This is a genomic window from Streptomyces parvulus, from assembly GCF_014648855.1.
GTDB lineage: Bacteria > Actinomycetota > Actinomycetes > Streptomycetales > Streptomycetaceae > Streptomyces > Streptomyces parvulus.
Genome location: NZ_BMRX01000008.1, coordinates 162298 through 186692 on the forward strand (window position 1 = coordinate 162298; position 24395 = coordinate 186692).

The following is a 24395-nucleotide window of genomic DNA, read 5'->3' on the forward strand; positions in this document are numbered from 1 at the left end:
CTCAGTGGGCGACCGGCTGCGCCGCGGCGGTGTAGGTGCGGCGCAGGAAGCGGATGAGCGGCTTGGTCTCGAACTGGACCACCGAGCAGCCCTGCGCGGAGTGGAACTCGACGACGGCCTGCACCCGGCCGCACGGCCACACCCGCACCTCGCCGGTCCCGGCCGGCGCCCGCAGGCCCTGCTCCAGCAGGTCGCGGGGGAAGGTCCACTCGCGGGAGCCGGGGGCGCGGCCCCGGGCGGGCAGCGCCACGCACACCGACCTCGGGTCGCGGTCGGGGTCGTAGCGCAGCACGACGGGTATCGCGCCGCCGTCGTCCTGGCCGGGGAGGTCCGCGTCCGTCAGGATGTGGGCTCGTGCGTACTGCTCGACTACGGACATCGGATGCCCCTCACGCTCTGCGGCCGGTGCGAAAGCCCTGTGTCCACCCCCACTCCAATGTCCCATATTTCCCGGTTCACGCCCTCCGGGCCGAATATCACATGTGAGATCAGCCTTTACCTCGCTCTTGCGAAGCACTTGCAACTGGTCTCTATCATCGAACCGTGCATGTACCTGACGGATTCATCAACGCCCCGACCTCCGCGGTCACCGGAGTGGTCGCCGCCGGCGCCGTCGCGGTCAGCCTGCGCGGCGCGCGCCGCGAACTGGACGAGCGGACGGCACCGCTCGCCGGGCTGGTGGCGGCGTTCATCTTCGCGGTGCAGATGCTGAACTTCCCCGTCGCCGCGGGGACCAGCGGACATCTGCTCGGCGGCGCCCTCGCCGCGATCCTCGTGGGCCCCTACACGGGTGTGCTGTGCGTCTCCGTCGTGCTGCTCATGCAGGGCATCCTCTTCGCGGACGGCGGGCTGACCGCGCTCGGCGTCAACATCACGGACATGGCGATCGTCACCACCGTCGTCGCCTACGCCCTCTTCCGCGGCCTGGTGAAGGTCCTCCCGCGCACCCGCCGCTCGGTCACCGTCGCCTCCTTCGTCGCCGCGCTCGTCTCGGTGCCGGCCGCCGCCCTCGCCTTCACCCTCCTGTACTGGATCGGCGGCACCACCGACATCGCCATCGGCAAGGTCGCCACCGCGATGATCGGCGTGCACGTGCTGATCGGCATCGGCGAGGCCGCGATCACCGCGCTGACCGTCGGCGCCGTCATCGCCGTACGCCCGGACCTGGTGTACGGGGCGCGCGGACTCGGACAGCGGCTCAAGCTGCGGGTGAACGGCGAGCTGGTGGACGCCCCCGGCACCCCGGACACCGCACCCGCCCCGGCCCCCGCCGCCCGCTCCCACCGCAAGCTGTGGATCACGGGCCTCGTCACCTCCCTCGTCCTCGCCGGCTTCGTCAGCTTCTACGCCTCCGCCAACCCGGACGGCCTGGAGAAGGTCGCCGCCGACAAGGGCATCGACAGGAAGGCCGAGGAGCACGCGAACGCCGACTCCCCGCTCGCCGACTACGGCGTCGAGGACATCGCGAACGCCCGCGTCTCCGGCGGCCTCGCGGGCGTCATCGGCGTCGGTGTCACCGTCGTCGCGGGCAGCGCCGTGTTCTGGGCCGTGCGCCGGCGGCGCGGCGACGACGCCTCGCCGACCAGCACGGACACGAGCACCGGCACCAAGGTCTGACATGGGCGCAGGGCACGCGCACCGGCTCCACCGGCCCGGGGACTCCCCCGTGCACGGCCTGCCCCCGCACACCAAACTGGCCGCCGTCTTCGCCTTCGTCGTCGTCGTGGTGTCGACGCCCCGCGAGGCGATGTGGGCCTTCGGCCTGTACGCGCTGCTGCTCGCGGCGGTGGCGTACGCGGCCCGCGTCCCGGCCGGCTTCCTGCTGCGCCGGCTGCTGATCGAGGTGCCGTTCGTCGCGTTCGCCGTGCTGATGCCGTTCGTGGCGGAGGGCGAGCGGGTCGAGGTCCTCGGCATGTCGCTGAGCGTCGGCGGCCTGTGGGGCGCCTGGAACGTACTGGCCAAGGGCACCCTGGGCGTCGCCGCCTCGGTGCTGCTCGCCGCCACCACCGAGCTGCGCTCCCTGCTGCTCGGCCTCCAGCGGCTGCGGCTGCCCCCGCTGCTGGTGCAGATCGCGACCTTCATGCTGCGCTACGGGGACGTGATCGCGGACGAGATGCGGCGGATGCGGATCGCCCGGCAGTCGCGCGGCTTCGAGGCGAGCGGCGTACGCCACTGGGGCGTCCTCGCCAAGTCGGCCGGCGCCCTGTTCATCCGCTCCTACGAACGCGGCGAACGCGTCCACCTGGCCATGGTCAGCCGCGGCTACGCCGGCGCCATGCCGGTCATCGACGAGGTGACCGCGTCCCGGGCGCAGTGGTCGTCCGCGCTGGCCCTCCCGGGTGCGGCGCTCGTCGTCTGTCTGCTGGGATGGACCCTGTGACCGCTTCCCTGGACGTCTCCGGCCTCGCCTACGCCTACCCCGACGGGCACCAGGCCCTGTTCGGCGTCGACTTCTCGGTCGCCCGCGGCGAGCGGGTCGCGCTGCTCGGGCCGAACGGCGCGGGAAAGACCACCCTGGTCCTGCACCTCAACGGCATCCTGACCGCGGGCGCCGGGTCGGTCGCCGTCGCCGGGATGCCGGTGGACAAGCGCAACATGGCTGAGATCCGGCGCCGGGTCGGCATCGTCTTCCAGGACCCCGACGACCAGCTCTTCATGCCGACCGTGCGCGAGGACGTGGCCTTCGGCCCGGCGGCGGCCGGGGTGAAGGGACCGGAGCTGGAGGCCTGCGTGGACCGGGCCCTCGACCTGGTCGGCATGGCCGAGTTCAAGGACCGGCCCCCGCACCACCTGTCCTTCGGGCAGCGACGCCGGGTGGCGGTGGCGACGGTGCTCGCCATGGAGCCGGAGATCCTGGTCCTGGACGAGCCGTCCTCCAACCTCGACCCGGCCTCGCGCCGCGAACTCGCCGACATCCTGCGCTCCCTGGACGTCACGGTCCTGATGGTCACCCACGACCTCCCCTACGCCCTGGAGCTGTGCCCCCGCGCCCTGATCCTCAGCGACGGCGTGATCGCGGCGGACGGCCCGAGCGCGGAACTGCTCTCCGACGAGGCGCTGATGTCCGCCCACCGGCTGGAACTGCCCTTCGGCTTCGACCCGCGCTCCGTGTCGACGGGCGGCTGACGGGCGGCTGAGGAATCACGGACGGTCGGTGGCGGTTGCACCGACTGTCGCGGGCGACCGGAAGGGACGTACAGAGGTGGGCGTGGACGTGCACGGCACAGTGGCCGAGGGCTTCGAGCCGGTGAGGGACGCGTTCGCGGGCAACTTCGCGGCGCTCGGCGACCGGGGTGCGGCGGTCGCCGTCTACCGGGACGGGCGCAAGGTCGTCGACCTGTGGGGCGGTGCCAGGGACGTCGATGCCACCGACGGCGCGGCCGGCCCGCCCGGCACCGAGCCGTGGCGCCGGGGCACCGCCCAGGTCGTGCGCTCGGCGACCAAGGGCGTCGCCGCCGCCGTACCGCTGCTGCTGCACCAGCGCGGGGAGCTGGACCTGGACGCGCCGGTGGGCGAGTACTGGCCCGAGTTCAAGGCGCACGGCAAGGAGCGGGTGCTGGTCCGGCACGTGCTGAACCACCGGGCCGGGCTGCCGGTCCTGGACCGCCCGCTCTCCCCCGAGGACGCCCTCGACCCAATGCGGGGCCCGCGGGCCGTCGCCGCGCAGGCGCCCGTCTGGGAGCCGGGGACCGACCACGGCTACCACGCGCTGACCTACGGCTGGATGCTGGACGAACTGGTCCGCCGGGTGACCGGCGGCCGGGGCGCGGGCGAGTGGATCGCGGACGAGATCGCCCGGCCGCTCGACCTGGACCTGTGGATCGGGCTGCCGGCCGAAGAGGAGGCGGCGGGCCGGGCCGGACGGGTCGGGCGGCTGCCGGAGGCCGAACCGACGGGCGGCGGCCCGCGGCTGCGTCCCAAGCGCGCCGTCACCGAGGCCTACGGCGACCCCGCCTCCCTCACCCGCCGCGCGTTCGCCGCGATCACGCCGTTCCCGGACCAGAACGACCCCGCCTACCGGGCCGCGGCCCTCCCCGCGACCAACGGCGTCGCCACCGCCGACGGGCTGGCGCGCTTCTACGCCGCGCTGATCGGCGACGTCGACGGCGTGACGCGGCGCGTGCGCCTGTTCGACCGGGCGACCATGGAGCGGGCCCGGGCCGAAGAGTCCGCCGGGCCGGACCGGGTGCTGGTCGTCGGCACCCGCTTCGGCCTCGGCTACATGCTGCACGGCAGCGCCTCGCCGTTCCTGTCCCCCGGCTCCTTCGGCCACCCCGGGCGCGGCGGCGCCCTCGGCTTCGCGGACCCGGAGGCCGGCGTCGCCTTCGGCTACGTCACCAACGGCTTCCGCAAGACCGTGACGGCCGACCCGCGGGCCCAGGCGCTGGTGCGGGCGGTGCGGGAGTCGCTGCGGCGGACCGGCTCAGACGTGGATCGGGTGTGACGTCCGCCCCGAGGCCTGGTCGATCTCGTCGTGCGCCTTGGTGAGCAGTTGCATCGCCAGCTCGTTCAAGGCCCGGGCGCCCGCCACCTCCTCGCCGACCCGTGGCTGTTCGGAGTCGACCCGGTGCCTGCTGGGTGACCGTGGCCGCGGACCTCGGAGCCGTCGGGGAGCCGCACCATGGCGACCGCCCGCGTGTGCCGGCCGTCCTCCATGAACTCCATCTCTATGTGCCATCCCACTGCGGTGTGCATCATGAGGATCACCTCCACAAGACCTGCTTCCAGGGTGCTCCTCGCGGCCGCCGCCCGCACCATCCCGGCCGGCCCGCCCGCTCGCGGACGGCTCACCCCGTGTGCAGCATCAGCCCGATCCCGACCACCAGCAGGCCCGCGGCCGCGATGCGGGGTGCCCCGAACCGCTCCTTGAAGAAGAGGGCGCCGATGGCCGCGCCGACCAGGATCGAGGACTCGCGCAGGGCGGCGATCGGCGCGAGTTCGGCGCGGGTCTGCGCCCACAGGACCAGCGCGTACGCGGCGACGGACATGGCCGCGCCCACCAGTCCGAGGCCGGCCCGGGGCCGCAGCAGCGCCCAGGCACGGGAGCGGTGGCGGTACAGGAACCACGCGGGCAGGACCGTCCCCTGCACCGCCATCAACCAGGCGACGTACCCGAGGGAGGAGCCGGAGGCGCGGACGCCGAGCCCGTCGACGACCGTGTACGCCGCGATGCTCACGCCGGTGGCGAGGGCCGCGCCGACCGCCGCCCAGTCGGGCCGGCTTCCGCGCAGCCCCCACGCCGCGACGCCGGTCAGCCCGGCGCAGGCCAGCAGGACCCCGGCACTCGCCCAGCGGTCCGGCACCTCGTGGGCGAAGACGGCGGCGAGGACGGTGACCAGCAGGGGCGCGGTGCCGCGGGCGATCGGGTAGGCCTGGCCGAAGTCGCCGAGCCGGAAGGACCGCATCAGCAGGGCGTAGTAGGCGATGTGGAGAGCGGCCGAGACCAGCAGGTACGGCCAGGCCGCGGCCTTGGGGACCGCCGTGAACGGCAGCAGCGCGAGGCCGATGAGCATCCCGCCGCCCGCGATCAGCGTGAAGCCGGTGAGCTTGTCCGTGATCCGGTGGGCGATCGCGTTCCAGCCGGCGTGGGTGACCGCGGCGAGCAGGACGGCGGCGGTGACCAGAGGGGTCACGCGGAGGGCTCACGCACGTCCACGAGGGTCGCGCCGGCGGTGGCGACGAGGTCTTCGGGCGCGATCGGGAACACGGCGTGGGGCGTGCCGGCGGCGGCCCAGACGACCTCGTGGGCGAGGAGGGAGCGGTCGGCGAGGACGCGGGTGGGGTTGCGGTGCCCGAAGGGCGGGACGCCGCCGATCGCGTAGCCGGTCGTCTCCCGTACGACGTCGGCCTTGGCCCGGGTGACCTTCCGGGCGCCGAGTTCCTCGCGGACCCGCTCCAGGTCGACGCGGGAGGCGCCGTCCATGAGGACCAGGACGGGGACGCCGTCGGCGGCGAAGATGAGGGACTTGCAGATCTGGCTCAGCTCGCACCCGATCGCGGCGGCGGCCTCGGTGGCGGTCCGGGTGGCCTCGGGGAAGCGCCGGGCCTTGGCGGCCAGATCACCGAGGCCGAGTCCGTGCAGGGCCTCGGCGAAGCGGGGGTGGGCGGCGGAGGCGTCGTCGGTGGTGGTCATGGACGGCACGGTAGCGGTACGTGCAGCCGGCATGCGACCCGGTTCCGGGGCTCGGGCGGCGGACGCCGTCCGGCCCCGGAACGGAGGAAGCCGGTGAGGGCAGCCCCGTCCCCACGGAACCCTCACCGGCTGGTCTGCCGTCCTCCCGCGCGGGCCCGTCTCGGACGGCCCGTCAGGGGCGGTGCGTCAGGTGCGCACCAGCTCCCGGTCCTCGTCGGGGCCGGAGCCCCGCTCGTCGGCCGTGCGCAGGCCCTCGCCCTCGACGTCCACGTTGGGCAGGGCGCGGTCCAGCCACTTCGGCAGCCACCAGGCCTTCTTGCCGAGCAGCGCGAGCACCGCAGGGACGATGGCCATGCGGACGACGAAGGCGTCGAAGAAGACGGCGATCGCCAGCCCGAAGCCGATCATCTTGACCATGGCCTCGCTGGAGCCGATGAAGCCGGCGAAGACCGCCATCATGATGACCGCGGCGGCGGTGACGACCCGGGCGCCGTGCTTGAAGCCGGTGACGACCGCCTGGCTGGGCTTCTCCCCGTGGACGTACGCCTCACGCATGCGGGTGACCAGGAAGACCTCGTAGTCCATGGCCAGTCCGAAGACCACGCCGACCATGAAGATCGGCATCATCGACATGACCGGGCCGGTCTCCTCGACGCCCATCAGCCCGGACAGCCAGCCCCACTGGAAGACCGCGACGACCGCGCCGAGCGCCGCCATGACGGAGAGCAGGAAGCCGAGTGCCGCCTTGAGCGGGACCAGGATCGAGCGGAAGACCACGATCAGCAGGAGGAAGGCCAGCCCGACGACGAGGACCAGGTACGGCAGCAGCGCGTCGTTCAGCTTCTCGCTGACGTCGATGTTCATCGCGGTGGAGCCGGTGACCAGGGTCTCGGCGCCGGTGCCGGCCTTGATGTCGCCGCCCGCGTCGCGGATGGCGTGCACCAGGTCCTCGGTCTGCACGGAGGACGGCTTGGAGTCCGGGATCACGCTGATCGTCGCCGTGTCGCCGCCCTTGTTCGGGGCGGGCGGGGTCACCGCGACGACGCCGTCGAGGCCCTTGATCTCGTCGGAGACCTGGGTGAAGGCGTCCTTCGGGGCGTCGCTGCCCTTGGCGTCGACCACGACCAGCAGGGGGCCGTTGAAGCCGGGCCCGAAGCCCTCGGAGAGCAGGTCGTAGGCGCGGCGCTGGGTGGTGGACGTCGGTTGGGAGCCGTCGTCGGGCAGGCCGAGTTCCAGGTCGGAGGCGGGGATCGCGGCGGCGCCGAGGCCGATCACGCCGAGGAGGAGGACGGCCAGGGGCCGGCGGACGACGAAGCTCGCCCAGCGGGTGCCCAGGTTGGCCTTGGCCGGCCCGGTCTCCTTCCGCGGCTCGGTCCTCCCGTCCTTGTCGTCCCGCCGGCGGCGGCTCAGCAGCCCGCCCTTCGCACCGGCCGGCTTGACGCGGCGTCCGGCGTAGCCGAGCAGCGCGGGGATCATCGTCAGGGCGATCAGGACCGCGATGGCGACGGTGCCGGCCGCCGCGATGCCCATCTTGGTGAGCATCGGGATGTTGACGACCGCGAGACCCACCAGGGCGATGACGACGGTGAGGCCGGCGAAGACGACCGCGGAGCCCGCGGTGCCGACCGCCCGGCCCGCCGCGTCCTCGCGCTCCCGCCCCTCGGCGAGTTCGGCGCGGTAGCGGGAGACGATGAACAGGGCGTAGTCGATGCCGACCGCGAGGCCGATCATCATCGCCAGGATGGAGGTGGTCGAGCCCAGTTCCAGCGCACTGGCGAGCGCGGTGATCGAGGAGACGCCGATGCCCACGCCGATGAGGGCGGTGAGCAGGGGCAGTCCGGCCGCGACCAGGGAGCCGAAGGTGATGACCAGGACGACCGCGGCGACCGCGATGCCGATGATCTCGGTGGCGCCGGTCTCGGGCACCGCCTGGAGCGCGTCGCCGCCGACCTCGACGGTCAGCCCGGCGTCGCGCGCCTGCTCGGCGGCGTCCTCCAGGGCGTGCTTGGTGGACTCCTCCAGCTCCATGCCGGAGACGTCGTAGCGCACCGAGGCGTAGGCGATCGTGCCGTCCTTGCTGACGGCCTTGCCGGTGTACGGGTCGGCGACCGAGGCGACCTCGGAGCCGTCCGCCAGTTCGTCAACGGTCTTCTCGACGGTCGCCTTGTTCCCGGCGTCCGTCATCTTCTCGCCGGACGGGGCCTTGAAGACGACGCGGGCCGTCGCTCCGTCGGCGCTCTGTCCCGGGAAGCGCTGTTCGAGCAGGTCGAAGGCCTTCTGGGCTTCGGTTCCGGGGATGGAGAAGGACGTGGTGCCGGCGGGCGGGGCACTGGCCGCGCCGACGCCGGCGAGCGTCAGCAGGGCCACCCATATCAGGGCGACGAAGTGCCGTCGGCGAAAGGCGAGCCGGCCGAGTTTGTAGAGGAACGTGGCCACGGGGGCGTACTCCCGGTCAGGTCGTGGATCTTCAGGGCAGGGGGCATCGGCCCGACGACGTGAGCGGTGACGTCAGGTGGGGCTCGGGGTGGGGCTCAGCCGGATTCGGCTACAGGGACGTGTCTGGGGTGGAGACGCCGAGTGCGGGGAGGATCACGGCGTCGATGTAGGAGGTGAGGAAGGCCCGGGTCGGCGGCTGGTCGTCCAGCAGGGTGCGGGTGGCGAAGCCGCCCACCATCATGTGGACGAGGAAGTCCAGGGCCGGGCAGTCCGGTCTGATCTCGCCGCGGTCGACCGCGCGTTGCAGCACGCGACGGAACTCGCCCATCTCGGGGTCGATGAGCTGGTCCCGGAACGCCTGGCGCAGGTCCGGGTTCTGATGGAGCGCCATGGCGACGCCGCGCATCAGCGCGGAGTTCTGCTCCATGGTGCAGTCGTCCTCGCGGGCCATCAGGGCGTGCAGGTCGCCGCGGAGCGAGCCGGTGTCGATGTCGGCGATCTCGCCGGGCTTGTTGTGCCGGATGGCCTTGACGACCAGCTCGGCCTTGCCGCCCCACTGGCGGTAGAGGGTGGCCTTGCTGGACCGGGTGCGGGAGGCCACGGCGTCCATGGTCAGGGCGTCGTACCCGACTTCACGGAGCAGGTCGAGCACGGCCTCGTACAGCTCGGCCTCGCGCTCGGGAGTGATCCGGCTGCGGCGCGCGGTGGCTGTCCCGGTCATCTCGCTCACTCCCCTTCCCCTCCACTCTGTCAGAACGACACCGTTTCGTACATGACGAATGTACCCCCGCCTCCAGCGAAACGAAACGGTTTCGTTCGTGTTCTGGGTCACGGTTGTCAGCCCGCCATAAGTTGCCGGTACCCGGAGCCCGGAAAAGCATGGGGTGGGTGAGCTATCTGCGCCTTCCGCACCTCAGTGGCGACCGGATCTGCTTCGTGGCAGAGGACGACCTCTGGCTCGCCCCCCTCGACGGTCCGGGCCGCGCCCGGCGGCTCACCGTCGACCGGACCAAGGCCGGCCACCCGCGCTTCTCGCCCGACGGCCGGCACATCGCGTACACCAGCTGGCGCAGCCTGGTGCCGGAGGTCCATCTGGTGCCGGCCGACGGCGGCCCCGGACGGCAGCTCACCCACTGGGGCGGCCTGGACACCCGGGTCTGCGGCTGGTCCCCGCCCGACCCCGACGGCACCACCGCCGTCCTCGCCGTCGCCTCGCACGGCGAGCCCTTCTCGCACCTCACCTGGGCCTACAAGGTCGGCCCCGACGGCGACCCCGGCCGCAAGCTGCCCTGGGGCCCGGTCACCGACATCCAGGCCGCCGACCTCGACGGGGAACGCCGGACCCTCCTGCTCACCGGGACCCCGCCGCACGAACCCGCCGCCTGGAAGCGCTACCGGGGCGGTGCCACCGGCCGGCTCTGGCTGCACGGCGAGCGGCTGCTGCCCGACCTCGGCGGACACCTCGCCGCCCCCATGTTCGTCGGCGGGCGTGTCGCCTTCCTCTCCGACCACGAGGGCGTCGGCAACCTCTACTCCTGCGCCCACGACGGCTCGGATCTGCGCCGCCACACCGACCACGACGCCTTCTACGCCCGCAACGCGTCGAGCGACGGCACCCGGGTGGTGTACCAGTGCGCGGGCGACCTGTGGACCGTGGACGACCTCGCGTCCGGCTCGGTGCCGCGCCGGCTCGACGTGCGGCTGAGCGGGCCGCGCGCGGGACGGCGTACGTATCAGGTGCCGGCCGCCCAGCACGTGGACGGCGTCTCCGTCGACGAGACGGGCCGGGCGAGCGCCGTGGTCGTACGGGGCAGCCTGTACTGGCTGACCCACCGCGACGGCCCGGCCCGCACCCTCGCCGACACCCCCGGGGTGCGGGTGCGGCTGCCGGAGATGCTGGGCGGGAGCGGCCGGATCGCCTACGTGACCGACGCGGCGGGCGAGGACGCCGTCGAGATCGCCCACCTGCCCCGGGCGAGCGGCGGCCGCGCGGCGCGGCGGGCGGCCACCGGAGGGCTCGGGCGGGTCCTCGAACTCGCCTCCGACCCCGCGGGCGACCGTCTCGCCGTGGCCTCCCACGACGGGCGGCTGCTGCTGCTCGACGTCGCCGAGGACACCGGGGCCGCCGGGGACGCCCTCGCCGCGGAAGACACCGGGGCCGCCGGGGATACCGGCACCGCGGAGGACGCCGGTGCCGCCGAGGGCGCCGGGACCGTCACCGAGCTGATCCGCTCGGTCAACGGGCCGGTGTGCGACCTCGCCTTCTCCCCGGACGGGACCTGGCTCACCTGGTCCCACCCGGGCATCGGGCGCTCCCTGCGGCAGATCAAGATGGCCCGGATCGGCGGGCAGAACGGCGACGGGCCGCTCGTCGTCGACGTCACCGACGGACGCTTCGAGGACGAGAACCCCGTCTTCACCCGGGACGGCCGCTACCTCGCCTTCCTCTCCTGGCGCGGCTTCGACCCGGTGTACGACGTGCACACCGGCGACCTGTCCTTCCCGCTGGGCTGCCGCCCCTACCTGGTCCCGCTCTCCTCGGCCACCCCCTCCCCCTTCGCGCTCAGCCCCGAGGGCCGCCCCGCCGCCGGCGGTCTCGACCCCCTGGAGGACGAACCCGGCGAGGGCGGCGCGGTCACCGTCGAGACCGAGGGCCTGGCGAGCCGGGTGACCCCCTTCCCGGTCGCCGCCTCCAAGTACTCGGCGCTGCAGCCGGTCGCCGGGGGCGGCCTGGTCTGGCTGCGCTGGCCCATCTCGGGCGCGCTCGGCGAGACCTTCGCCAACCCGGCCGACCCCAGCGAGCGGCCCACCCTGGAGCACTTCGGCCTGGCCAGGGCGAAGAAGTCCGAACTGGTCGACCACCTGGACTGGTTCCGGGTCAGCGGCGACGGCACCCGCCTGGTCGTGCTGGACGAGGGCGACCTGCGCGCGGTGCCCGCCACCGAGCCGGGCGACGGCGACACGACCACCTGGATCGACCTCCGCCGCATCCTGCACGTCGCCGACCCGTGCGCCGAGTGGCGCCAGGCCTACGACGAGGCGGGCCGCCTGACCCGCGCCTACTTCTGGGACCCCGGCATGTGCGGCATCGACTGGGACGCCGTCCTCGACCAGTACCGCCCCCTGGTCGAACGGGTCGCCTCCCCGGACGAGTTCGCCGACCTGCTGCGCGAGGTGCTCGGCGAACTCGGCACCTCCCACGCCTACGTCGCCGCCGCCCGCCGCAACGAGGGCCCGGCCCACTACCAGCGCCGGCAGGGCCTGCTCGGCGCCAACCTCGTCTGCCGGGACGGCCACTGGGTGGTCAAGCGCATCCTGCCCGGCGACTCCTCCGACTCCAGGGCCCGCTCCCCGCTGGCCGGCACCGGCATCCGCGAGGGCGCCGCCCTCACCCACGTGGACGGCCGCCCGGTGGACCCCGCGACGGGACCGTATCCGCTGCTGGCCGGGGCGGGCGGTACGACCGTGGAGCTGACCTTCGCGCCCGCCGGGGACACCGAAGGGCCCTCCCGCCGGGTCGCCGTCGTGCCGCTGATCGACGAACGCCCCCTGCGCTACCAGGACTGGGTGGCCAAACGCCGGGAGGTCGTACGCGAGCTGAGCGGCGGACGGTGCGGCTACCTGCACATCCCCGACATGGGCGGCTCCGGCTGGGCCCAGTTCAACCGCGACCTGCGCATGGAGGTGTCCCGGCCCGCGCTGATCGTGGACGTGCGGGGCAACGCCGGCGGGCACATCAGCGAACTCGTCGTCGAGAAGCTCACCCGCACCATCCTCGGCTGGGACCTCACCCGCGACGCCCAGCCGGTGTCGTACGCCTCCAACGCGCCGCGCGGCCCGGTCGTCGCGGTCGCCGACGAGGCCACCTCGTCCGACGGCGACATGATCACCGCCGCGTTCAAGCTGCTGCGCATCGGCCCGGTCGTCGGGCAGCGCACCTGGGGCGGCGTGGTCGGCATGACCGGCCGGCACCGCCTCGGCGACGGCACGGTGATCACGGTGCCGATGAACGCGGCCTGGTTCGACGCGTACGGCTGGTCCGTGGAGAACTACGGCGTCGCCCCCGACGTCGAGGCGCTGCGCACCCCGCTGGACTGGGCCGAGGGCCGCTACCCGGTGCTGGACGAGGCGGTGCGGCTGGCGTTGGAGCTGCTGGAGACCAACCCGCCCGCGACACCGCCCGGTTACACGGGCGTCCCGGACCGCTCCCGCCCGCCGCTGCCGCCGCGCACGTGAGCCCGGGACGAGACGGCAAGCGAGACCCGGCACAGGAGAAAGGGCGCCTCCCGTACGACGGGTGGCGCCCCTTCACCTGAGCGGCGACGGATCAGGCGTTGTCGCGGTGCTGCTCGAAGCGGTCCTCCGCTTCACGGCGGCGCGAGGACGGGTCCATCTCGTCCTCCTCGCGACGGCGGTCGCGGTTCTGGATCTGGTCCTTCGCCTGCTCGGCGCGCTGCTTGCCCTGCTGCTGCATGCGCTCGGCCTTGTCCTGGAACTGGTCCTTCATACCCATGTGGGTTCACTCCTGTGGTGATCGGGCCCGACCGGATCGGCCGGGCGCTCGATCAGATTCACACGAGCCGTGACCGTGCGCATGTCGATCACTTACGGACCGTAGTCACCCCTGACCGGCCCTGCTCGTCGGCCGCTCCGCCCGCGCCCACGAGGCCCATCCGCACGCCGTTCAGCCGGTCCCCGAACCGCCGCATCTCGCGCTGCCCCACGGTGCCGATGAGGGCCGGCAGATACCCGCGCACCCCCTGCATGCCGCGCAGCCACCACTGCCCGTAGACATGGGCGGCGCGGCGCTCGATGCCCTCCACGAGCCGGTCGACCGCCGGGCCCAGCGGATAGGTCTTGTTCGACGGCCAGGGCAGCCGCTGCCGCAGCTCGCGCATCACGTCGTCCTGGTCGGCACCGCGCACCATGTCGGTGTCGGTCCACGAGAGGTAGCCCACACCGACCTTCACGCCGCGGTGCCCGACCTCCCCGCGCAGACTGTGCGCGTACGCCTCCACGCCGGACTTGGACGCGCAGTACGCCGACATCATCGGCGCGGGCGTGATCGCGGCCAGCGAGGCTATCTGGAGCAGGTAGCCCCGGCTCTCCAGCAGCGCCGGCAGGAAGGCGCGGGCGGTCACCGCCGAGCCGACCAGGTTGACCTCGATCACCCGCCGCCACGACTCCGGGTCGGAGTCGACGAAGGGCCCGCCGCTGGCCACGCCCGCGTTGGCGACGACGATGTCGATCCGCCCGAAGCGCTCCTTGACCTCGGCCGCGACCCGGGCCATCGCCTCGTGGTCGGTGACGTCGGCGTGCCAGTGCTCGCTCTCGCTGTGCAGCCGGGCGGAGACCTGCTTCAGCGCGTCGGGCTCCAGCCCCACCAGCGCCACCTTCACCCCGCGCGCGGACAGTTTGCGGGCCAGCAGTTCCCCGACGCCCCGCGCGGCCCCGGTGACGACGGCGACCCGCCCTTCCAGACTCACCCTGCTCATGCGCTCTCCTCGGCGTGTACGGCACGCTCGGCGCGTGCGCTGGGTATGTGGGCGGCGGCGAGCGCCCGTATCTTCCCGGTGACCAGCTCCGGCGCCTCCACCGGCGTCATGTGACCGAGCCCCTCCAGCTCCGTCAGGCCCACGCAGTCGGGCAGCGCGGCGGCCAGCGCCCGGGCCTGCGAGGGCGGGGTCAGCCGGTCCGCGGCGCCGACCACGATCTCGACCGGCATGCGCAACTCCCGTACGCCGTGGTCCAGGTCGAGCAGATCGAGCACCTGCGACCAGCCGTGCCGCACCCGGCGCGGGCAGGCGTGCACGATCCGCGCGCACGCCTCCACCATGTGCGGGCCCGAACCGGGGCCCATGGTCCCGTACTTCAGGATCCGCCGGGCCAGGGGCGTGACCGGCCCGAGCGGCGCCCGGGAGCCGAGGATCCGCCGGGTCAGCCAGGTGCGCACCCGGCCCTCCCCGAGCGGCACCACCGTGGCGGACGCCACCAACCGCGAACTGCCCGTGCTGCACAGCAGAACGGCGGCCACGTGCTCGCGCACCGCCGGCCGGGTCGCCGCGGCCATCACCGTCATCCCGCCCATCGAGTGCCCGGCGAGCACCGCCCGCTCACCCGGCGCGAGACTCGCCGCCAGTACGGCTTCCAGGTCGTCGGCGAGCGGCTCGGTCCCGTACGCCGGGTTCGCCGGACTGCGGCCGTGGCCGCGCTGGTCGTAGGCGATGACCCGGTGGTCGGCGGCCAGTTCGCGTATCTGCGCGGCCCAGAAGGCGGTCGAGCAGCACCAGCCGTGCGCCAGCACGACCGCGGGCGCCCGCTCGGGGCCGTGCACCTCCACGTGTATCCGGGCGCCGTCGGCGGCGGTCACGGTCAGTTCGCGGGCGGGGACCGGCGGCGCGTACGGCCCGCCGGGCACGCTCAGCAGGCGGCTCACGCGCTCACCTCCGGAACCGGCTCCGCGGCGGGGGCGGCCGGGCGGCCGGCGGGCGCCCTCAGCACCTCGTACTCCGCGAGGTCCACGCGCCGCGTCGCCCGCCGGAACTCGGCGGTGGTGCCGGGCCAGACGGTGGTGTTGCGGCCGCTCGCGTCCAGGTACCAGCTGGTGCAGCCGCCGGTGTTCCACACCGTGCGCTTCATCCGCTCCTGCACCCGGTGGTTCCAGTTCCGCACCGCGGCCGGGCGGGCGTCGAGGGCGGTGCGGCCGCCGAGGACGTCGATCTGGCGCAGGAAGTCCGCCATGTAGTTCAGCTGGGACTCGATCATCAGGATCATGGACGAGTTGCCGAGGCCGGTGTTGGGCCCGATGACCGTCATGAAGTTCGGGAAGCCCGCGGCGGACGCACCGCGCAGCGCCTCCATCCCGCCCTTCCAGGTCTCGGCGAGGGTCCGCCCGTCCGCGCCCACCACGCGCTCGGCGATGGGCATGTCGGTCACGTGGAAGCCGGTGCCGAAGATGATCACGTCGGCCTCGGCCTCGGTGCCGTCCGCGGCCACCAGCGTGGACCCGCGCACCTCGCTGAGCCCGCTCGCGACCACGTCGACGTTGGGCTGGGCGAGCGCCGGATAGTAGGTGCTCGACAGCAGGATCCGCTTGCAGCCGATGCGGTAGTCGGGCGTGAGCTTGGCGCGCAGCGCCGGGTCCTTGACGGCCGCGCCCATGTTGCGCTTGGCGATGCGCTCGATGAACCCCAGCTCATTGGGGTGCTTGGTGAAGGCCTGCACCTGCAGTTCCCGCAGGCCCCACAGCAGCCCGCGCCGCACCTTGGTGGTGGCGGGCACCGCCCGGTGCAGGGCGCGCTCGGCGCCGCTGATCGCCCGGTCCATGCGGGGCATCACCCAGGCCGGGGTGCGCTGGAAGAGGGTGAGGTGGCCGGCCTTCGGCTGCACGGCCGGCACGATCTGGATGGCGGAGGCGCCGGTGCCGATCATGGCGACGCGCTTGCCGGTCAGATCGTGGTCGTGGTCCCAGCGGGCGGAGTGGAAGACCTTGCCCGGGAAGGAGTCGAGCCCCGGGATGTCCGGGACCTTGGGGTCGGACAGCGGCCCGGTCGCGGACACGACGACGTCGGCGGTGAGGTTCCCGCTCGCCGTCTCGATCTCCCACCGCAGCTCCTCGCCGTCCCACGCCATCCGCTTCACCTCCGAGTCGAAGCGGAGGTGGGGACGGAGCCCGAAGGTGTCGGCGACGTGCTCCAGGTAGGCGCGGATGTGCTCCTGCCCGGAGAAGGTGCGCGGCCACTCGGGGTTGGGCGCGAAGGAGAAGGAGTAGAGGTGGGACGGTACGTCGCAGGCGCACCCGGGATAGCTGTTGTCTCGCCAGGTCCCCCCGACGCTCCCCGCCCGCTCCAGCACCACGAAGTCCGTGATCCCTTCGCGCCGCAGCCGCACGGCGGCCCCGAGCCCGCCGAAGCCGGACCCGATCACCGCCACCCGTACGTGTTCCCGAACCTGCTCGTGCTCGGCCATCCCGGAGCCTCCACGCTTAGCCTGAACCGTCTGGAACCCTGCCAGTGAACACTGGCGCAATGGGAGCGTAGAACAGCTCCGTACTCATGGGTAGGGGGCACGCGAAGGAAAGTTACCGGCGGTACGACTTAAGGTCGGTCCCGTGACCGAGAAGCGTGAGTACCGCATGGAGGAGCTGGCCCGGCTGGCCGGCATCAGTGTGCGCACCCTGCGCTTCTACCGCGAACGCAAACTGATCCCGCCGCCCCGCCGCGAGGGCCGCATCGCCTGGTACGACGACCACCACCTGGCCCGCCTGCGCACCATCGCGGCCCTCCTGGAACGCGGCCACACCCTCAGCGGCATCGCGGAACTCGCCGACGCCTTCGACCACGGCCGCGACGTCGGCGACCTGCTCGGCCTCGGCGAACCCACCGAGGAGACCCCGGTCCGCCTCACCCCGGAGGAACTCGCCGCCCGCTTCGAGGGCGAGGTCACCCCCGAGAACCTGGCCGCCGCGATGGACCTCGGCTACCTCGGCACCGACGGCGACGAACTCGTCCACATCAGCCACCGCCTGCTGGAGGTCTCCTCCGCCCTGGTCCGCGAGGGCATACCCCTCGGCGAGGTCCTCCAGGCCGGCGCCCGCGTCCGCGAACACGCCGACGCCCTCGCCGAACTCTTCACCACCCTGATCCTCCGCCACACCCCCGAACAGGAACTCCACCGCCTGCGCCCCCTGGCCCGCAGCGTGGTGGAGGCGGAACTGTCCCTGGCACTGGACCGGCGGATACGGAAGCGGACGGAGTGATCGCCGGCGCTCAGCGGTCGTAGACCACCGTGACCGGCGCGTGGTCCGACCAGCGCTCGGCGTGCGTGGCGGCCCGCTCGACGTACCCCTTGACGGCCCTGGCCGCCAGCCCGGGGGTGGAAACCTGGTAGTCGATCCGCCATCCCGCATCATTGTCGAAGGCCCGCCCCCGGTACGACCACCACGAGTACGGCCCCTCGGCGTCGGGGTGCAGTGCGCGTACGACGTCCACGTAGCCGCCCTCGGCCGGGTCGAGGACGCGGCTCAGCCAGTCGCGTTCCTCCGGGAGGAAGCCGGAGTTCTTCTTGTTGGCGCGCCAGTTCTTGAGGTCGGCCTCGCGGTGGGCGATGTTCCAGTCGCCGCAGACGACGACCTCGCGGCCGTCGGCGGCGGCGCGTTCGCGCAGGTCCTTGAGGTGAGCGAGGAACTCGCCCATGAAGCGGACCTTCTCGTCCTGGCGCTCGGTGCCGACCTCGCCGGAGGGGAGGTAGAGGGAGGCGACCGTCACACCGGGCAGGTCGGCCTCGACGTAGCGGCCGCTGCCGTCGAACTCGGTGGAGCCGAAGCCGACGCGGACGGCGTCGGGCTCACGGCGGGTGTAGAGGGAGACGCCGGCCCGGCCCTTGGCGGCGGCCGGCGCGTGCGTCACGTGCCAGCCCTCGGGCGTACGGACGTGCTCGGGCAGCTGCTGGGGCTCGGCCCGCACCTCCTGGAGGCACAGCACGTCGGCGGAGGTGTCGGCGAGCCACTCCACGAAGCCCTTCTTCGCGGCGGCGCGCAGACCGTTCACATTCACGGAGGTCACGGTGAGCACCAGGGCACGATACCGGCACACTGGACGGTGCCCCGATCCCGGATCTCGCATTAATATACGGTAGGTAGCATGAACATTCGCCGGGTCCCCTTCGACCACCCCGACGCCGTCAAGCTCAACGACGAGGTGCAGGCCGAGTACGACGTCCGCTACGGCGACGGCGGCGACGCCACGCATCTGGACCCGTCGGACTTCGCGCCGCCGAGCGGCCTGTACCTGGTCGCCTACGACGAGAACGACGTCCCGGTCGCCTCGGGCGGCTGGCGCGCCCAGGACGCCAACGACGAGGGGAACCTCGACGGGGACGCCGAGCTGAAGCGGATGTTCGTCATAGCGCAGGTGCGGGGCCGCGGCCTGGCCCGCCGCATCCTGGCCGCCCTGGAGGAGGACGCCCGCGCGGCGGGCCGGACCCGGATGGTGCTGGAGACCGGCACCAAGCAGCCGGAGGCCGTCGCCCTGTACCTCTCCAGCGGGTACGAGCCGTGCACGAAGTTCGGCTACTACCGCTTCCACGAGGACAGCCTCTGCTACGCGAAGGCCCTCCAGGGCTCCTAGAACGGGAGACGACGAAGGCCCCGTCCGATCGAGAGGATCGGACGGGGCCTTCGTCAATGTGCGTGGACCTGAGGGGATTTGAACCCCTGGCCCCCTCGATGCGAACGAGGTGCGCTACCGGACTGCGCCACAGGCCCTTGCAACGAGTGAAACTTTAGCACCCCGACCGGCCTGCTCAAAAATCCGTTCCGGGGCCGCGACGGGGCGGTCCCGGGACGGGCCTACTCGTTGGCGGCGCGGGGCCGGCCGCCCTCGTCGTACTGGTCGAAGAGGGGCGTGCGGCCGCGCTCCCGGGCCCGGCGCGCGGAGGCGGCCCGGCGGGCGTCGCTGCGGGCCGGTGCCTCGGCGCGGTCGTCGGCCGGTTCGGCCGGGCGGTCCGGCGCGGGGGCGGGCGCCGCCTCCTGCTGGTCCGGGGTGACGGCGCTGGAGCGGGCGGAGCTCCAGGCGTCGGGCGCGCCGAGGTCCACGTCGGGCGTGGCGCGGGGGGCGACCGGCGCGGTCACGTAGGTGGGTAGGGGCACGGGCACCGGGTCCCAGCTGTCGCCCCGCGGGCGTCCACGGGGATCGCGCTGCTGATCGACCCACTCGGCGTGGTCGGTCTGCTCGACCAGGGCCCGCCGGTCCGCGGCGAGCGCGGAGATCCCCGCGTCGGACTCCACCCCGGGCCCTTCGTCCGGCTCCTCGGCGTCGGCGTCGGCGACGCCGTCGACGGGGTCGGCGGGCGCACGCCGGCGCGGCCGGGGCCCCCGGTCGCGCAGCCGCTGGGCCGCGGCCTCCGCCTCGCGGCGGTCCATCTGGAAGGCGAACCGGCGGCGTTCCTGCGCGCGCAGATAGGCGATGTAGGCGCTGAGCAGCAGCGCGGGGACGCCCGGCGCCCAGAGGAAGGCGAGTCCGCCGACGGCCGCGACGACCGCACCGAGCGTGAAGGCCAGGAACAGCATCACGGTGGTGCGGCGCCGGCGGGCGAGGACCTTGGTGCGCCGGGCGCGGGCCGCCGCGGCGGCCGAGGCCGACGGGGCGGGGGCGCGGCGGGCCTGCGGGACCCGTGCCCGCGCCGGTGAGGTGCCGGGTCTGGGGCCGCCCTGCGCGGGGGCCGCGGGCTCCGGGCGCGCCTTCTCGGGGCGCTCCTCGGCGTGCTGCGGCGGGGTGGGCCGGGGGTGCTGCCGGGTCCTGGACACGGCGAAGGCCCGGACGTCCACCGAGTCGGTGACGGCGTCCGGGGCGTCGGTGTCGGGCTCCGCCTCGTCGGCGGGGCGCGACCGCTGGTCCTTGGCGTACCGGCGCTCCATGCCCGCCCGTCCGGACAGCAGCCGGATGGCGGTGCTGAAGCGTTCCGTCGGACGGGCCTCGTTCAGCTCGTCCTGCCTACGGAGCCACATCGGCACCAAGTAGGCGGCCCAGGCCCCGACGATGACTGCGTAGATGAGGCCGCTGCTGCTCACGCCTCACACGGTAGAGGGGTTTGCGTGGGGCCATCCGCCAATTGGGCCGGTGTGTCGCACGATCTGGCTGATATTTCGAACTTTTCTTGTGATCGATGCGATCAGCAGACCACCAGAGGCGCATCAGAGACGCACCCAAGACGCGTCAGAGACGCGAAATTCTTCGCTTCGAGTGGTCGCCGCCCGGTCAATTTCGAACGTTTATTCAATTCCCGGTGTTGGGCGCGCTCCGGTCCCGTGACCGGTGCCAGCGCCGCAGCAGACCCTCCGGCACCTCCTCCGCGGTGAGCGCGAAGACGAGGTGGTCGCGCCACGCGCCGTCGATGTGCAGATAACGCGGCCGGAGCCCCTCCTCGCGGAATCCGAGTTTCTCCACCACCCGGCGGCTGGGCGCGTTCTCGGGGCGAATACAGACCTCGACCCGGTGCAGTCCGACGGTGCGGAAACAGTGGTCCACGGCCATCGCTACGGCGGTCGGCATCACCCCGCGGCCGGCCACCGACTCGTCCACCCAGTAGCCGACGTGACCGGAGCACATCGAGCCCCAGGTGATGCCGGCGACCGTCAACTGCCCGGCCAGCCTGCCCTGGTGGTCGATGACGAAGGGCAGCATCCGGCCCGCGTTCGCCTCCGACCGCAGGTGCCGCACCATCTGGCGGTACGTCGGCCGGTGGGCGAGCGGGCCGCCGGGGCCGGGCGGCGGAATGGTGGCCTCCCAGGGGCGCAGCCAGTCGCGGTTGCGCCGGTTGACCTCGCGCCAGGCCCGCTGGTCGCGCAGCCTTATCGGCCTCAGGACGATGTCGCCGTCCCTCAGCTCGGCGGGCCAGGATGGGCTGTTCAGCTCGCACCCCCACCGCTGGCGGGTCTCGGGTGGTCGCCGCCGCGGAGCTGGTCGACGGCGTGGGTCAGCAGCGGCTCCAGCACGGCCAGGCCGTCCTTGACCCCGCCGGAGGAGCCCGGCAGGTTGACGATCAGCGTGCCGCCCGCCACTCCGGCCAGGCCCCGGGAGAGGGCCGCGGTGGGCACCTTGTCCCGGCCGTACGCCCGGATCGCCTCCGCGATGCCCGGGACCTCGTGGCCGATCACGGCCCGCGTCGCCTCGGGGGTGCGGTCGGTGGGCGAGATGCCGGTGCCGCCGGTGGTGACGATCACGTCGTAGCCCGCCTCGGCGCCCGCGCGCAGGGCCGCCTCGACGGGGTCGCCGTCCGGGACGACCCGCGGGCCGTCCACGGCGAAGCCGAAGCGGCGCAGGCCCTCGGCGACGAGGGGGCCGCCCTTGTCCTCGTAGACCCCGGCGGCGGCCCGGTTGGAGGCGGTGACCACCAGGGCGCTGTACGGGGCGGCGAGGGCGCCCTCCGTCCGCTCGTCGCGCGTCATGACCGGCTCCAGTCGCCCGACTTGCCGCCCGTCTTCTCCTCCACCCGCACGTCCGTGATGACCGCTCCCTTGTCGACCGCCTTGACCATGTCGACCACGGTGAGCGCGGCGACGGAGACCGCGGTGAGCGCCTCCATCTCGACGCCCGTGCGATCCGTCGTCCTCACCGTGGCGGTGATCTCCACGGCGTCGTCCGCGACCGACAGGTCCAGTTTCACACCGGAGACCGACAACGGGTGGCACAACGGGATCAGGTCCGGGGTGCGTTTGGCGCCCATGATGCCCGCGATCCGCGCGGTGGCCAGGGCGTCCCCCTTGGGGACCCCTTCGCCGCGCAGCAGTTCCACCACGCGGGGGGCGACGAGGACGCGCCCGCTGGCGCGCGCGGTGCGGGCGGTCACGTCCTTGGCGGACACGTCGACCATCCGGGCGGCGCCCGCCTCGTCGATGTGGGTCAGCCGGTCCTGCGGGTCCCGTCCGCCGTGCGGGGTTCGGGGTTCGGTACTCATGCTCGTGTGGCGCTCCCGGTCCTGGCCCGGCGCGGTGCGGCGCGTGGGCCTGCTGTGCGCGACACGGTACCGGCAACGGGGCGGGGTCAGCCGAGCAGGACCACGTCGACCTGGGCGCCGGGCTCGACGGACTCGGTGTCCTCGGGGACGACGATCAGCGCGTCCGCGTGCGCGAGGGCGGCGATCAGGTGGGAGCCGGAGCCGCCGACGGGGGTGACCGAGCCGTCGGCGTAGGTGGCGCGCAGGAACTGCCGGCGGCCCTTCGGCGAGGTCAGCGCCTTGTCCGCGGCCAGCGACGCGGTGGTCGTCGGGCGGTGGACGTCGGGCAGGCCCATGAGGGTGCGGATCGCGGGGCGGACGAACAGCTCGAAGGAGACGTACGACGACACCGGGTTGCCCGGCAGCGCGAGCAGCGGGGTGTGGTCGGGGCCGATGGAGCCGAAGCCCTGGGGCTTGCCGGGCTGCATGGCGAGCTTGCGGAAGTCCACGCCGCTGCCCGGCTCGTCCTCGTCGCCGACGTGCGCGAGGGCCTCCTTGACCACGTCGTAGGCGCCGACGCTCACACCGCCGGTGGTGACCATCAGGTCGGCGCGGACGAGCTGGTCCTCGATGGTGGCCCGCAGGGTCTCGGCGTCGTCGGCGACGGCGCCCACGCGGTAGGCGATGGCGCCGGCGTCGCGGGCGGCAGCGGTGAGGGCGAAGCTGTTGGAGTCGTAGATCTGACCGGACGCCAGCTGCTCGTCGGGCTGGACGAGTTCGCTGCCGGTGGAGAGCACCACCACGCGCGGGCGCGGGCGGACCCGCACCTTGCCCCGGCCGATCGCGGCGAGCAGGCCGATCTGCGGCGGGCCCAGGACGGTGCCGGCCTCCAGGGCGCGGTCGCCGGAGCGGACGTCGCTGCCCTTGGCGCGCACGTGGGCGCGGGACTCGGCCGGGCGGTAGACGTGCACCTGGCCCTCGGCGCCCTCGGGGGCCAGACTGCGGGCCCGCATGCCGGTCACCGGGCCCTCGCCGAGCCCGCCGTCGGTCCACTCGACGGGGACGACGGTCTCGGCGCCGGGCGGGAGCGGGGCGCCGGTCATGATGCGGGCGGCCTGGCCGGGTCCCACGGTGAGCGGGTCGGCCTGGCCGGCGGCGACGTCCCCGACGACCTCCAGGACGGCGGGGAACTCCTCGCTGGCGCCGGCGACGTCGGTGACCCGCACCGCGTACCCGTCCATGGAGCTGTTGTCGAAGGGCGGCAGGGACAGCGGCACCGTGACGTCGTCGACCAGGACGCAGCCCTGGGCGTCGAGCAGGTTCAGCTCGATGGGGTCCAGGGGGCGGACGGTCGCGAGGACGTCGGCCAGGTGGTCCTGTACCGACCAGAGCCGGTCGGGACCGGCGTCCGCGAGGGCGTGGTCGTGTCCGGTGTCACGGGGCGCGCTGCTCAACGTCGTTACATCTCCTCGGCTACGTAACTGCGAAGCCAGGTCCGGAAGTCCGGGCCCAGGTCCTCACGTTCGCACGCGAGTCTGACAATGGCACGCAGATAGTCGCCCCGGTCACCGGTGTCGTAGCGGCGGCCCTTGAAGACGACGCCGTGCACGGGGCCGCCGGCCTTCTCGTCCGCCGCCAGCTGCTGGAGGGCGTCGGTGATCTGGATCTCGCCGCCGCGGCCCGGCTCGGTCTTGCGGAGTATGTCGAAGATGCGCGGGTCGAGCACATAGCGGCCGATGATGGCGTAGTTGGACGGGGCGTCGGCCGCGTCGGGCTTCTCGACCAGCCCGGTGACCTCGACCACGTCGCCGTCGCCGGTCGGGGCCACGGAGGCGCAGCCGTAGAGGTGGATCTGCTCCGGCGCGACCTCCATGAGGGCGATCACGCTGCCGCCGTACTGCTCCTGGACGTCGATCATGCGCTGGAGGAGCGGGTCGCGCGGGTCGATCAGGTCGTCGCCGAGCAGGACCGCGAAGGGCTCGTTGCCGACGTGCGGGGCGGCGCACAGGACGGCGTGACCGAGGCCCTTGGGGTCGCCCTGGCGGACGTAGTGGATCATGGCGAGGTCACTGGACTCCTGGACCTTGGCCAGCCGGCCGGCGTCGCCCTTCTTCTGGAGGGCGGACTCCAGCTCGTAGTTGCGGTCGAAGTGGTCCTCCAGGGGGCGCTTGTTGCGGCCCGTGACCATGAGGACGTCACCGAGGCCGGCGGCCACGGCCTCTTCGACCACGTACTGGATCGCCGGCTTGTCGACGACCGGCAGCATCTCCTTGGGAGTGGCTTTGGTGGCCGGCAGGAACCGGGTACCGAGCCCGGCTGCGGGGATGACAGCCTTGCTGATCCTGGGGTGGGACTGAGTCATGCGCGCCACCATATCCGGTGCCTATAGGGA

23 protein-coding genes, 1 tRNA gene and 1 pseudogene are annotated in these 24395 nt (G+C 73.3%); 7 read left to right on the plus strand and 18 right to left on the minus strand.

The annotated features are described in order from the left end of the window. Window position 1 precedes the first annotated feature (1 nt). The gene (locus tag IE108_RS16940) at window positions 2-379 is read right to left on the minus strand and encodes an SsgA family sporulation/cell division regulator (protein WP_064728339.1); all 378 of its coding nucleotides are present in this window, start codon (window positions 377-379) and stop codon (window positions 2-4) included. A gap of 164 nt (window positions 380-543) precedes the next feature. On the opposite strand from IE108_RS16940, the gene IE108_RS16945 reads away from it, so the two are divergent. From IE108_RS16945 to IE108_RS16960, 4 genes are all read left to right on the plus strand, one after another. After that, on the plus strand, window positions 544-1617 hold the full coding sequence (locus tag IE108_RS16945; protein WP_064728340.1) for an energy-coupling factor ABC transporter permease: 1074 nt from the start codon (window positions 544-546) through the stop codon (window positions 1615-1617). A 1-nt stretch (window position 1618) separates the two neighbouring features. Further along, entirely contained in the window at window positions 1619-2380 is a 762-nt protein-coding gene (gene cbiQ, locus IE108_RS16950) for a cobalt ECF transporter T component CbiQ (protein WP_064728341.1), read from the plus strand. Beyond that, complete coding sequence (locus IE108_RS16955; RefSeq protein WP_064728342.1) at window positions 2368-3126, plus strand: energy-coupling factor ABC transporter ATP-binding protein; 759 nt, start codon at window positions 2368-2370, stop codon at window positions 3124-3126. The genes cbiQ and IE108_RS16955 overlap by 13 nt, the downstream gene beginning before the upstream one ends. Before the next feature lie 82 nt (window positions 3127-3208). Continuing rightward, window positions 3209-4444, plus strand: coding sequence for a serine hydrolase domain-containing protein (locus IE108_RS16960; protein WP_064731801.1), 1236 nt, complete (start codon window positions 3209-3211; stop codon window positions 4442-4444). Here IE108_RS16960 and IE108_RS16965 read toward each other — a convergent pair. From IE108_RS16965 to IE108_RS16985, 5 genes and pseudogenes are all read right to left on the minus strand, one after another. After that, window positions 4424-4698 (minus strand): annotated as a pseudogene (locus tag IE108_RS16965) (DUF1876 domain-containing protein). The gene IE108_RS16960 and the pseudogene IE108_RS16965 sit on opposite strands and share 21 nt — an antisense overlap. An 89-nt stretch (window positions 4699-4787) precedes the next feature. After that, on the minus strand, window positions 4788-5633 hold the full coding sequence (locus IE108_RS16970; protein ID WP_064728343.1) for an EamA family transporter: 846 nt from the start codon (window positions 5631-5633) through the stop codon (window positions 4788-4790). Next, the gene (locus IE108_RS16975) at window positions 5630-6133 is read right to left on the minus strand and encodes a YbaK/EbsC family protein (protein WP_064728344.1); all 504 of its coding nucleotides are present in this window, start codon (window positions 6131-6133) and stop codon (window positions 5630-5632) included. The genes IE108_RS16970 and IE108_RS16975 overlap by 4 nt, the downstream gene beginning before the upstream one ends. A gap of 186 nt (window positions 6134-6319) precedes the next feature. Then, the gene (locus IE108_RS16980) at window positions 6320-8569 is read right to left on the minus strand and encodes an MMPL family transporter (protein WP_064728345.1); all 2250 of its coding nucleotides are present in this window, start codon (window positions 8567-8569) and stop codon (window positions 6320-6322) included. A gap of 109 nt (window positions 8570-8678) precedes the next feature. Further along, window positions 8679-9290: a TetR/AcrR family transcriptional regulator gene (locus tag IE108_RS16985; protein ID WP_064731802.1), complete on the minus strand. Its 612-nt coding sequence runs from the start codon at window positions 9288-9290 to the stop codon at window positions 8679-8681. A 158-nt stretch (window positions 9291-9448) separates the two neighbouring features. Between IE108_RS16985 and IE108_RS16990 the strand changes: the two genes are divergently transcribed. After that, a complete protein-coding gene (locus IE108_RS16990; RefSeq protein ID WP_064728346.1) occupies window positions 9449-12805 on the plus strand; it encodes a S41 family peptidase in 3357 nt (1118 codons plus the stop codon). Between the two features lie 91 nt (window positions 12806-12896). Here the strand turns inward: IE108_RS16990 and IE108_RS16995 are convergent, their stop codons facing one another. The 4 genes from IE108_RS16995 to IE108_RS17010 all read right to left on the minus strand — a co-directional run bounded on the left by IE108_RS16995 (window position 12897) and on the right by IE108_RS17010 (window position 16537). Further along, a complete protein-coding gene (locus IE108_RS16995; protein ID WP_064728347.1) occupies window positions 12897-13082 on the minus strand; it encodes a hypothetical protein in 186 nt (61 codons plus the stop codon). 88 nt (window positions 13083-13170) lie between these two features. After that, a complete protein-coding gene (locus tag IE108_RS17000) occupies window positions 13171-14064 on the minus strand; it encodes an SDR family oxidoreductase (protein WP_064728348.1) in 894 nt (297 codons plus the stop codon). Continuing rightward, window positions 14061-15005, minus strand: coding sequence for an alpha/beta fold hydrolase (locus IE108_RS17005; protein WP_064728349.1), 945 nt, complete (start codon window positions 15003-15005; stop codon window positions 14061-14063). Before IE108_RS17005 ends, IE108_RS17000 begins: the two co-directional genes overlap by 4 nt. Beyond that, window positions 15002-16537, minus strand: coding sequence for a flavin-containing monooxygenase (locus IE108_RS17010; RefSeq protein ID WP_064728350.1), 1536 nt, complete (start codon window positions 16535-16537; stop codon window positions 15002-15004). The genes IE108_RS17005 and IE108_RS17010 overlap by 4 nt, the downstream gene beginning before the upstream one ends. A gap of 142 nt (window positions 16538-16679) precedes the next feature. Here IE108_RS17010 and IE108_RS17015 point away from each other — a divergent pair, with 142 nt between their 5' ends. Further along, entirely contained in the window at window positions 16680-17327 is a 648-nt protein-coding gene (locus IE108_RS17015) for a MerR family transcriptional regulator (RefSeq protein WP_064728351.1), read from the plus strand. Between the two features lie 10 nt (window positions 17328-17337). On the opposite strand, the gene IE108_RS17020 is transcribed toward IE108_RS17015, so the two are convergent. Continuing rightward, entirely contained in the window at window positions 17338-18141 is an 804-nt protein-coding gene (locus IE108_RS17020; protein ID WP_064728352.1) for an exodeoxyribonuclease III, read from the minus strand. 69 nt (window positions 18142-18210) lie between these two features. Between IE108_RS17020 and IE108_RS17025 the strand changes: the two genes are divergently transcribed. Further along, complete coding sequence (locus IE108_RS17025; protein ID WP_064728353.1) at window positions 18211-18696, plus strand: GNAT family N-acetyltransferase; 486 nt, start codon at window positions 18211-18213, stop codon at window positions 18694-18696. A 63-nt stretch (window positions 18697-18759) separates the two neighbouring features. Here IE108_RS17025 and IE108_RS17030 read toward each other — a convergent pair. The 7 genes from IE108_RS17030 to galU form a co-directional block, all read right to left on the minus strand. Continuing rightward, window positions 18760-18833 (minus strand) — tRNA-Ala (locus tag IE108_RS17030). 84 nt (window positions 18834-18917) lie between these two features. Then, window positions 18918-20138, minus strand: a complete 1221-nt coding sequence (gene sepX / locus IE108_RS17035; RefSeq protein WP_064728354.1) for a divisome protein SepX/GlpR — start codon at window positions 20136-20138, stop codon at window positions 18918-18920. Between the two features lie 205 nt (window positions 20139-20343). Continuing rightward, window positions 20344-20979, minus strand: a complete 636-nt coding sequence (locus tag IE108_RS17040) for a GNAT family N-acetyltransferase (RefSeq protein WP_189397697.1) — start codon at window positions 20977-20979, stop codon at window positions 20344-20346. Beyond that, complete coding sequence (locus tag IE108_RS17045; RefSeq protein ID WP_064728356.1) at window positions 20976-21515, minus strand: MogA/MoaB family molybdenum cofactor biosynthesis protein; 540 nt, start codon at window positions 21513-21515, stop codon at window positions 20976-20978. The genes IE108_RS17040 and IE108_RS17045 overlap by 4 nt, the downstream gene beginning before the upstream one ends. Continuing rightward, complete coding sequence (gene moaC / locus IE108_RS17050; RefSeq protein ID WP_064728357.1) at window positions 21512-22024, minus strand: cyclic pyranopterin monophosphate synthase MoaC; 513 nt, start codon at window positions 22022-22024, stop codon at window positions 21512-21514. Before moaC ends, IE108_RS17045 begins: the two co-directional genes overlap by 4 nt. A gap of 86 nt (window positions 22025-22110) precedes the next feature. Further along, entirely contained in the window at window positions 22111-23457 is a 1347-nt protein-coding gene (glp, locus tag IE108_RS17055; protein WP_064728358.1) for a molybdotransferase-like divisome protein Glp, read from the minus strand. Between the two features lie 5 nt (window positions 23458-23462). Next, window positions 23463-24365, minus strand: coding sequence for a UTP--glucose-1-phosphate uridylyltransferase GalU (gene galU, locus IE108_RS17060; RefSeq protein WP_064728359.1), 903 nt, complete (start codon window positions 24363-24365; stop codon window positions 23463-23465). Window positions 24366-24395 lie beyond the last annotated feature (30 nt).

Coding starts and splice junctions, on each gene's coding strand:
- IE108_RS16940 (WP_064728339.1), bottom strand. CDS start 379: ATGTCCGTAGTCGAGCAGTACGCACGAGCCCACATCCTGACGGACGCG.
- cbiQ (WP_064728341.1), top strand. CDS start 1,619: ATGGGCGCAGGGCACGCGCACCGGCTCCACCGGCCCGGGGACTCCCCC.
- IE108_RS16955 (WP_064728342.1), top strand. CDS start 2,368: ATGGACCCTGTGACCGCTTCCCTGGACGTCTCCGGCCTCGCCTACGCC.
- IE108_RS16975 (WP_064728344.1), bottom strand. CDS start 6,133: ATGACCACCACCGACGACGCCTCCGCCGCCCACCCCCGCTTCGCCGAG.
- IE108_RS16985 (WP_064731802.1), bottom strand. CDS start 9,290: ATGACCGGGACAGCCACCGCGCGCCGCAGCCGGATCACTCCCGAGCGC.
- IE108_RS16990 (WP_064728346.1), top strand. CDS start 9,449: ATGGGGTGGGTGAGCTATCTGCGCCTTCCGCACCTCAGTGGCGACCGG.
- IE108_RS16995 (WP_064728347.1), bottom strand. CDS start 13,082: ATGGGTATGAAGGACCAGTTCCAGGACAAGGCCGAGCGCATGCAGCAG.
- IE108_RS17000 (WP_064728348.1), bottom strand. CDS start 14,064: ATGAGCAGGGTGAGTCTGGAAGGGCGGGTCGCCGTCGTCACCGGGGCC.
- IE108_RS17010 (WP_064728350.1), bottom strand. CDS start 16,537: ATGGCCGAGCACGAGCAGGTTCGGGAACACGTACGGGTGGCGGTGATC.
- IE108_RS17025 (WP_064728353.1), top strand. CDS start 18,211: ATGAACATTCGCCGGGTCCCCTTCGACCACCCCGACGCCGTCAAGCTC.
- IE108_RS17045 (WP_064728356.1), bottom strand. CDS start 21,515: ATGACGCGCGACGAGCGGACGGAGGGCGCCCTCGCCGCCCCGTACAGC.
- moaC (WP_064728357.1), bottom strand. CDS start 22,024: ATGAGTACCGAACCCCGAACCCCGCACGGCGGACGGGACCCGCAGGAC.
- galU (WP_064728359.1), bottom strand. CDS start 24,365: ATGACTCAGTCCCACCCCAGGATCAGCAAGGCTGTCATCCCCGCAGCC.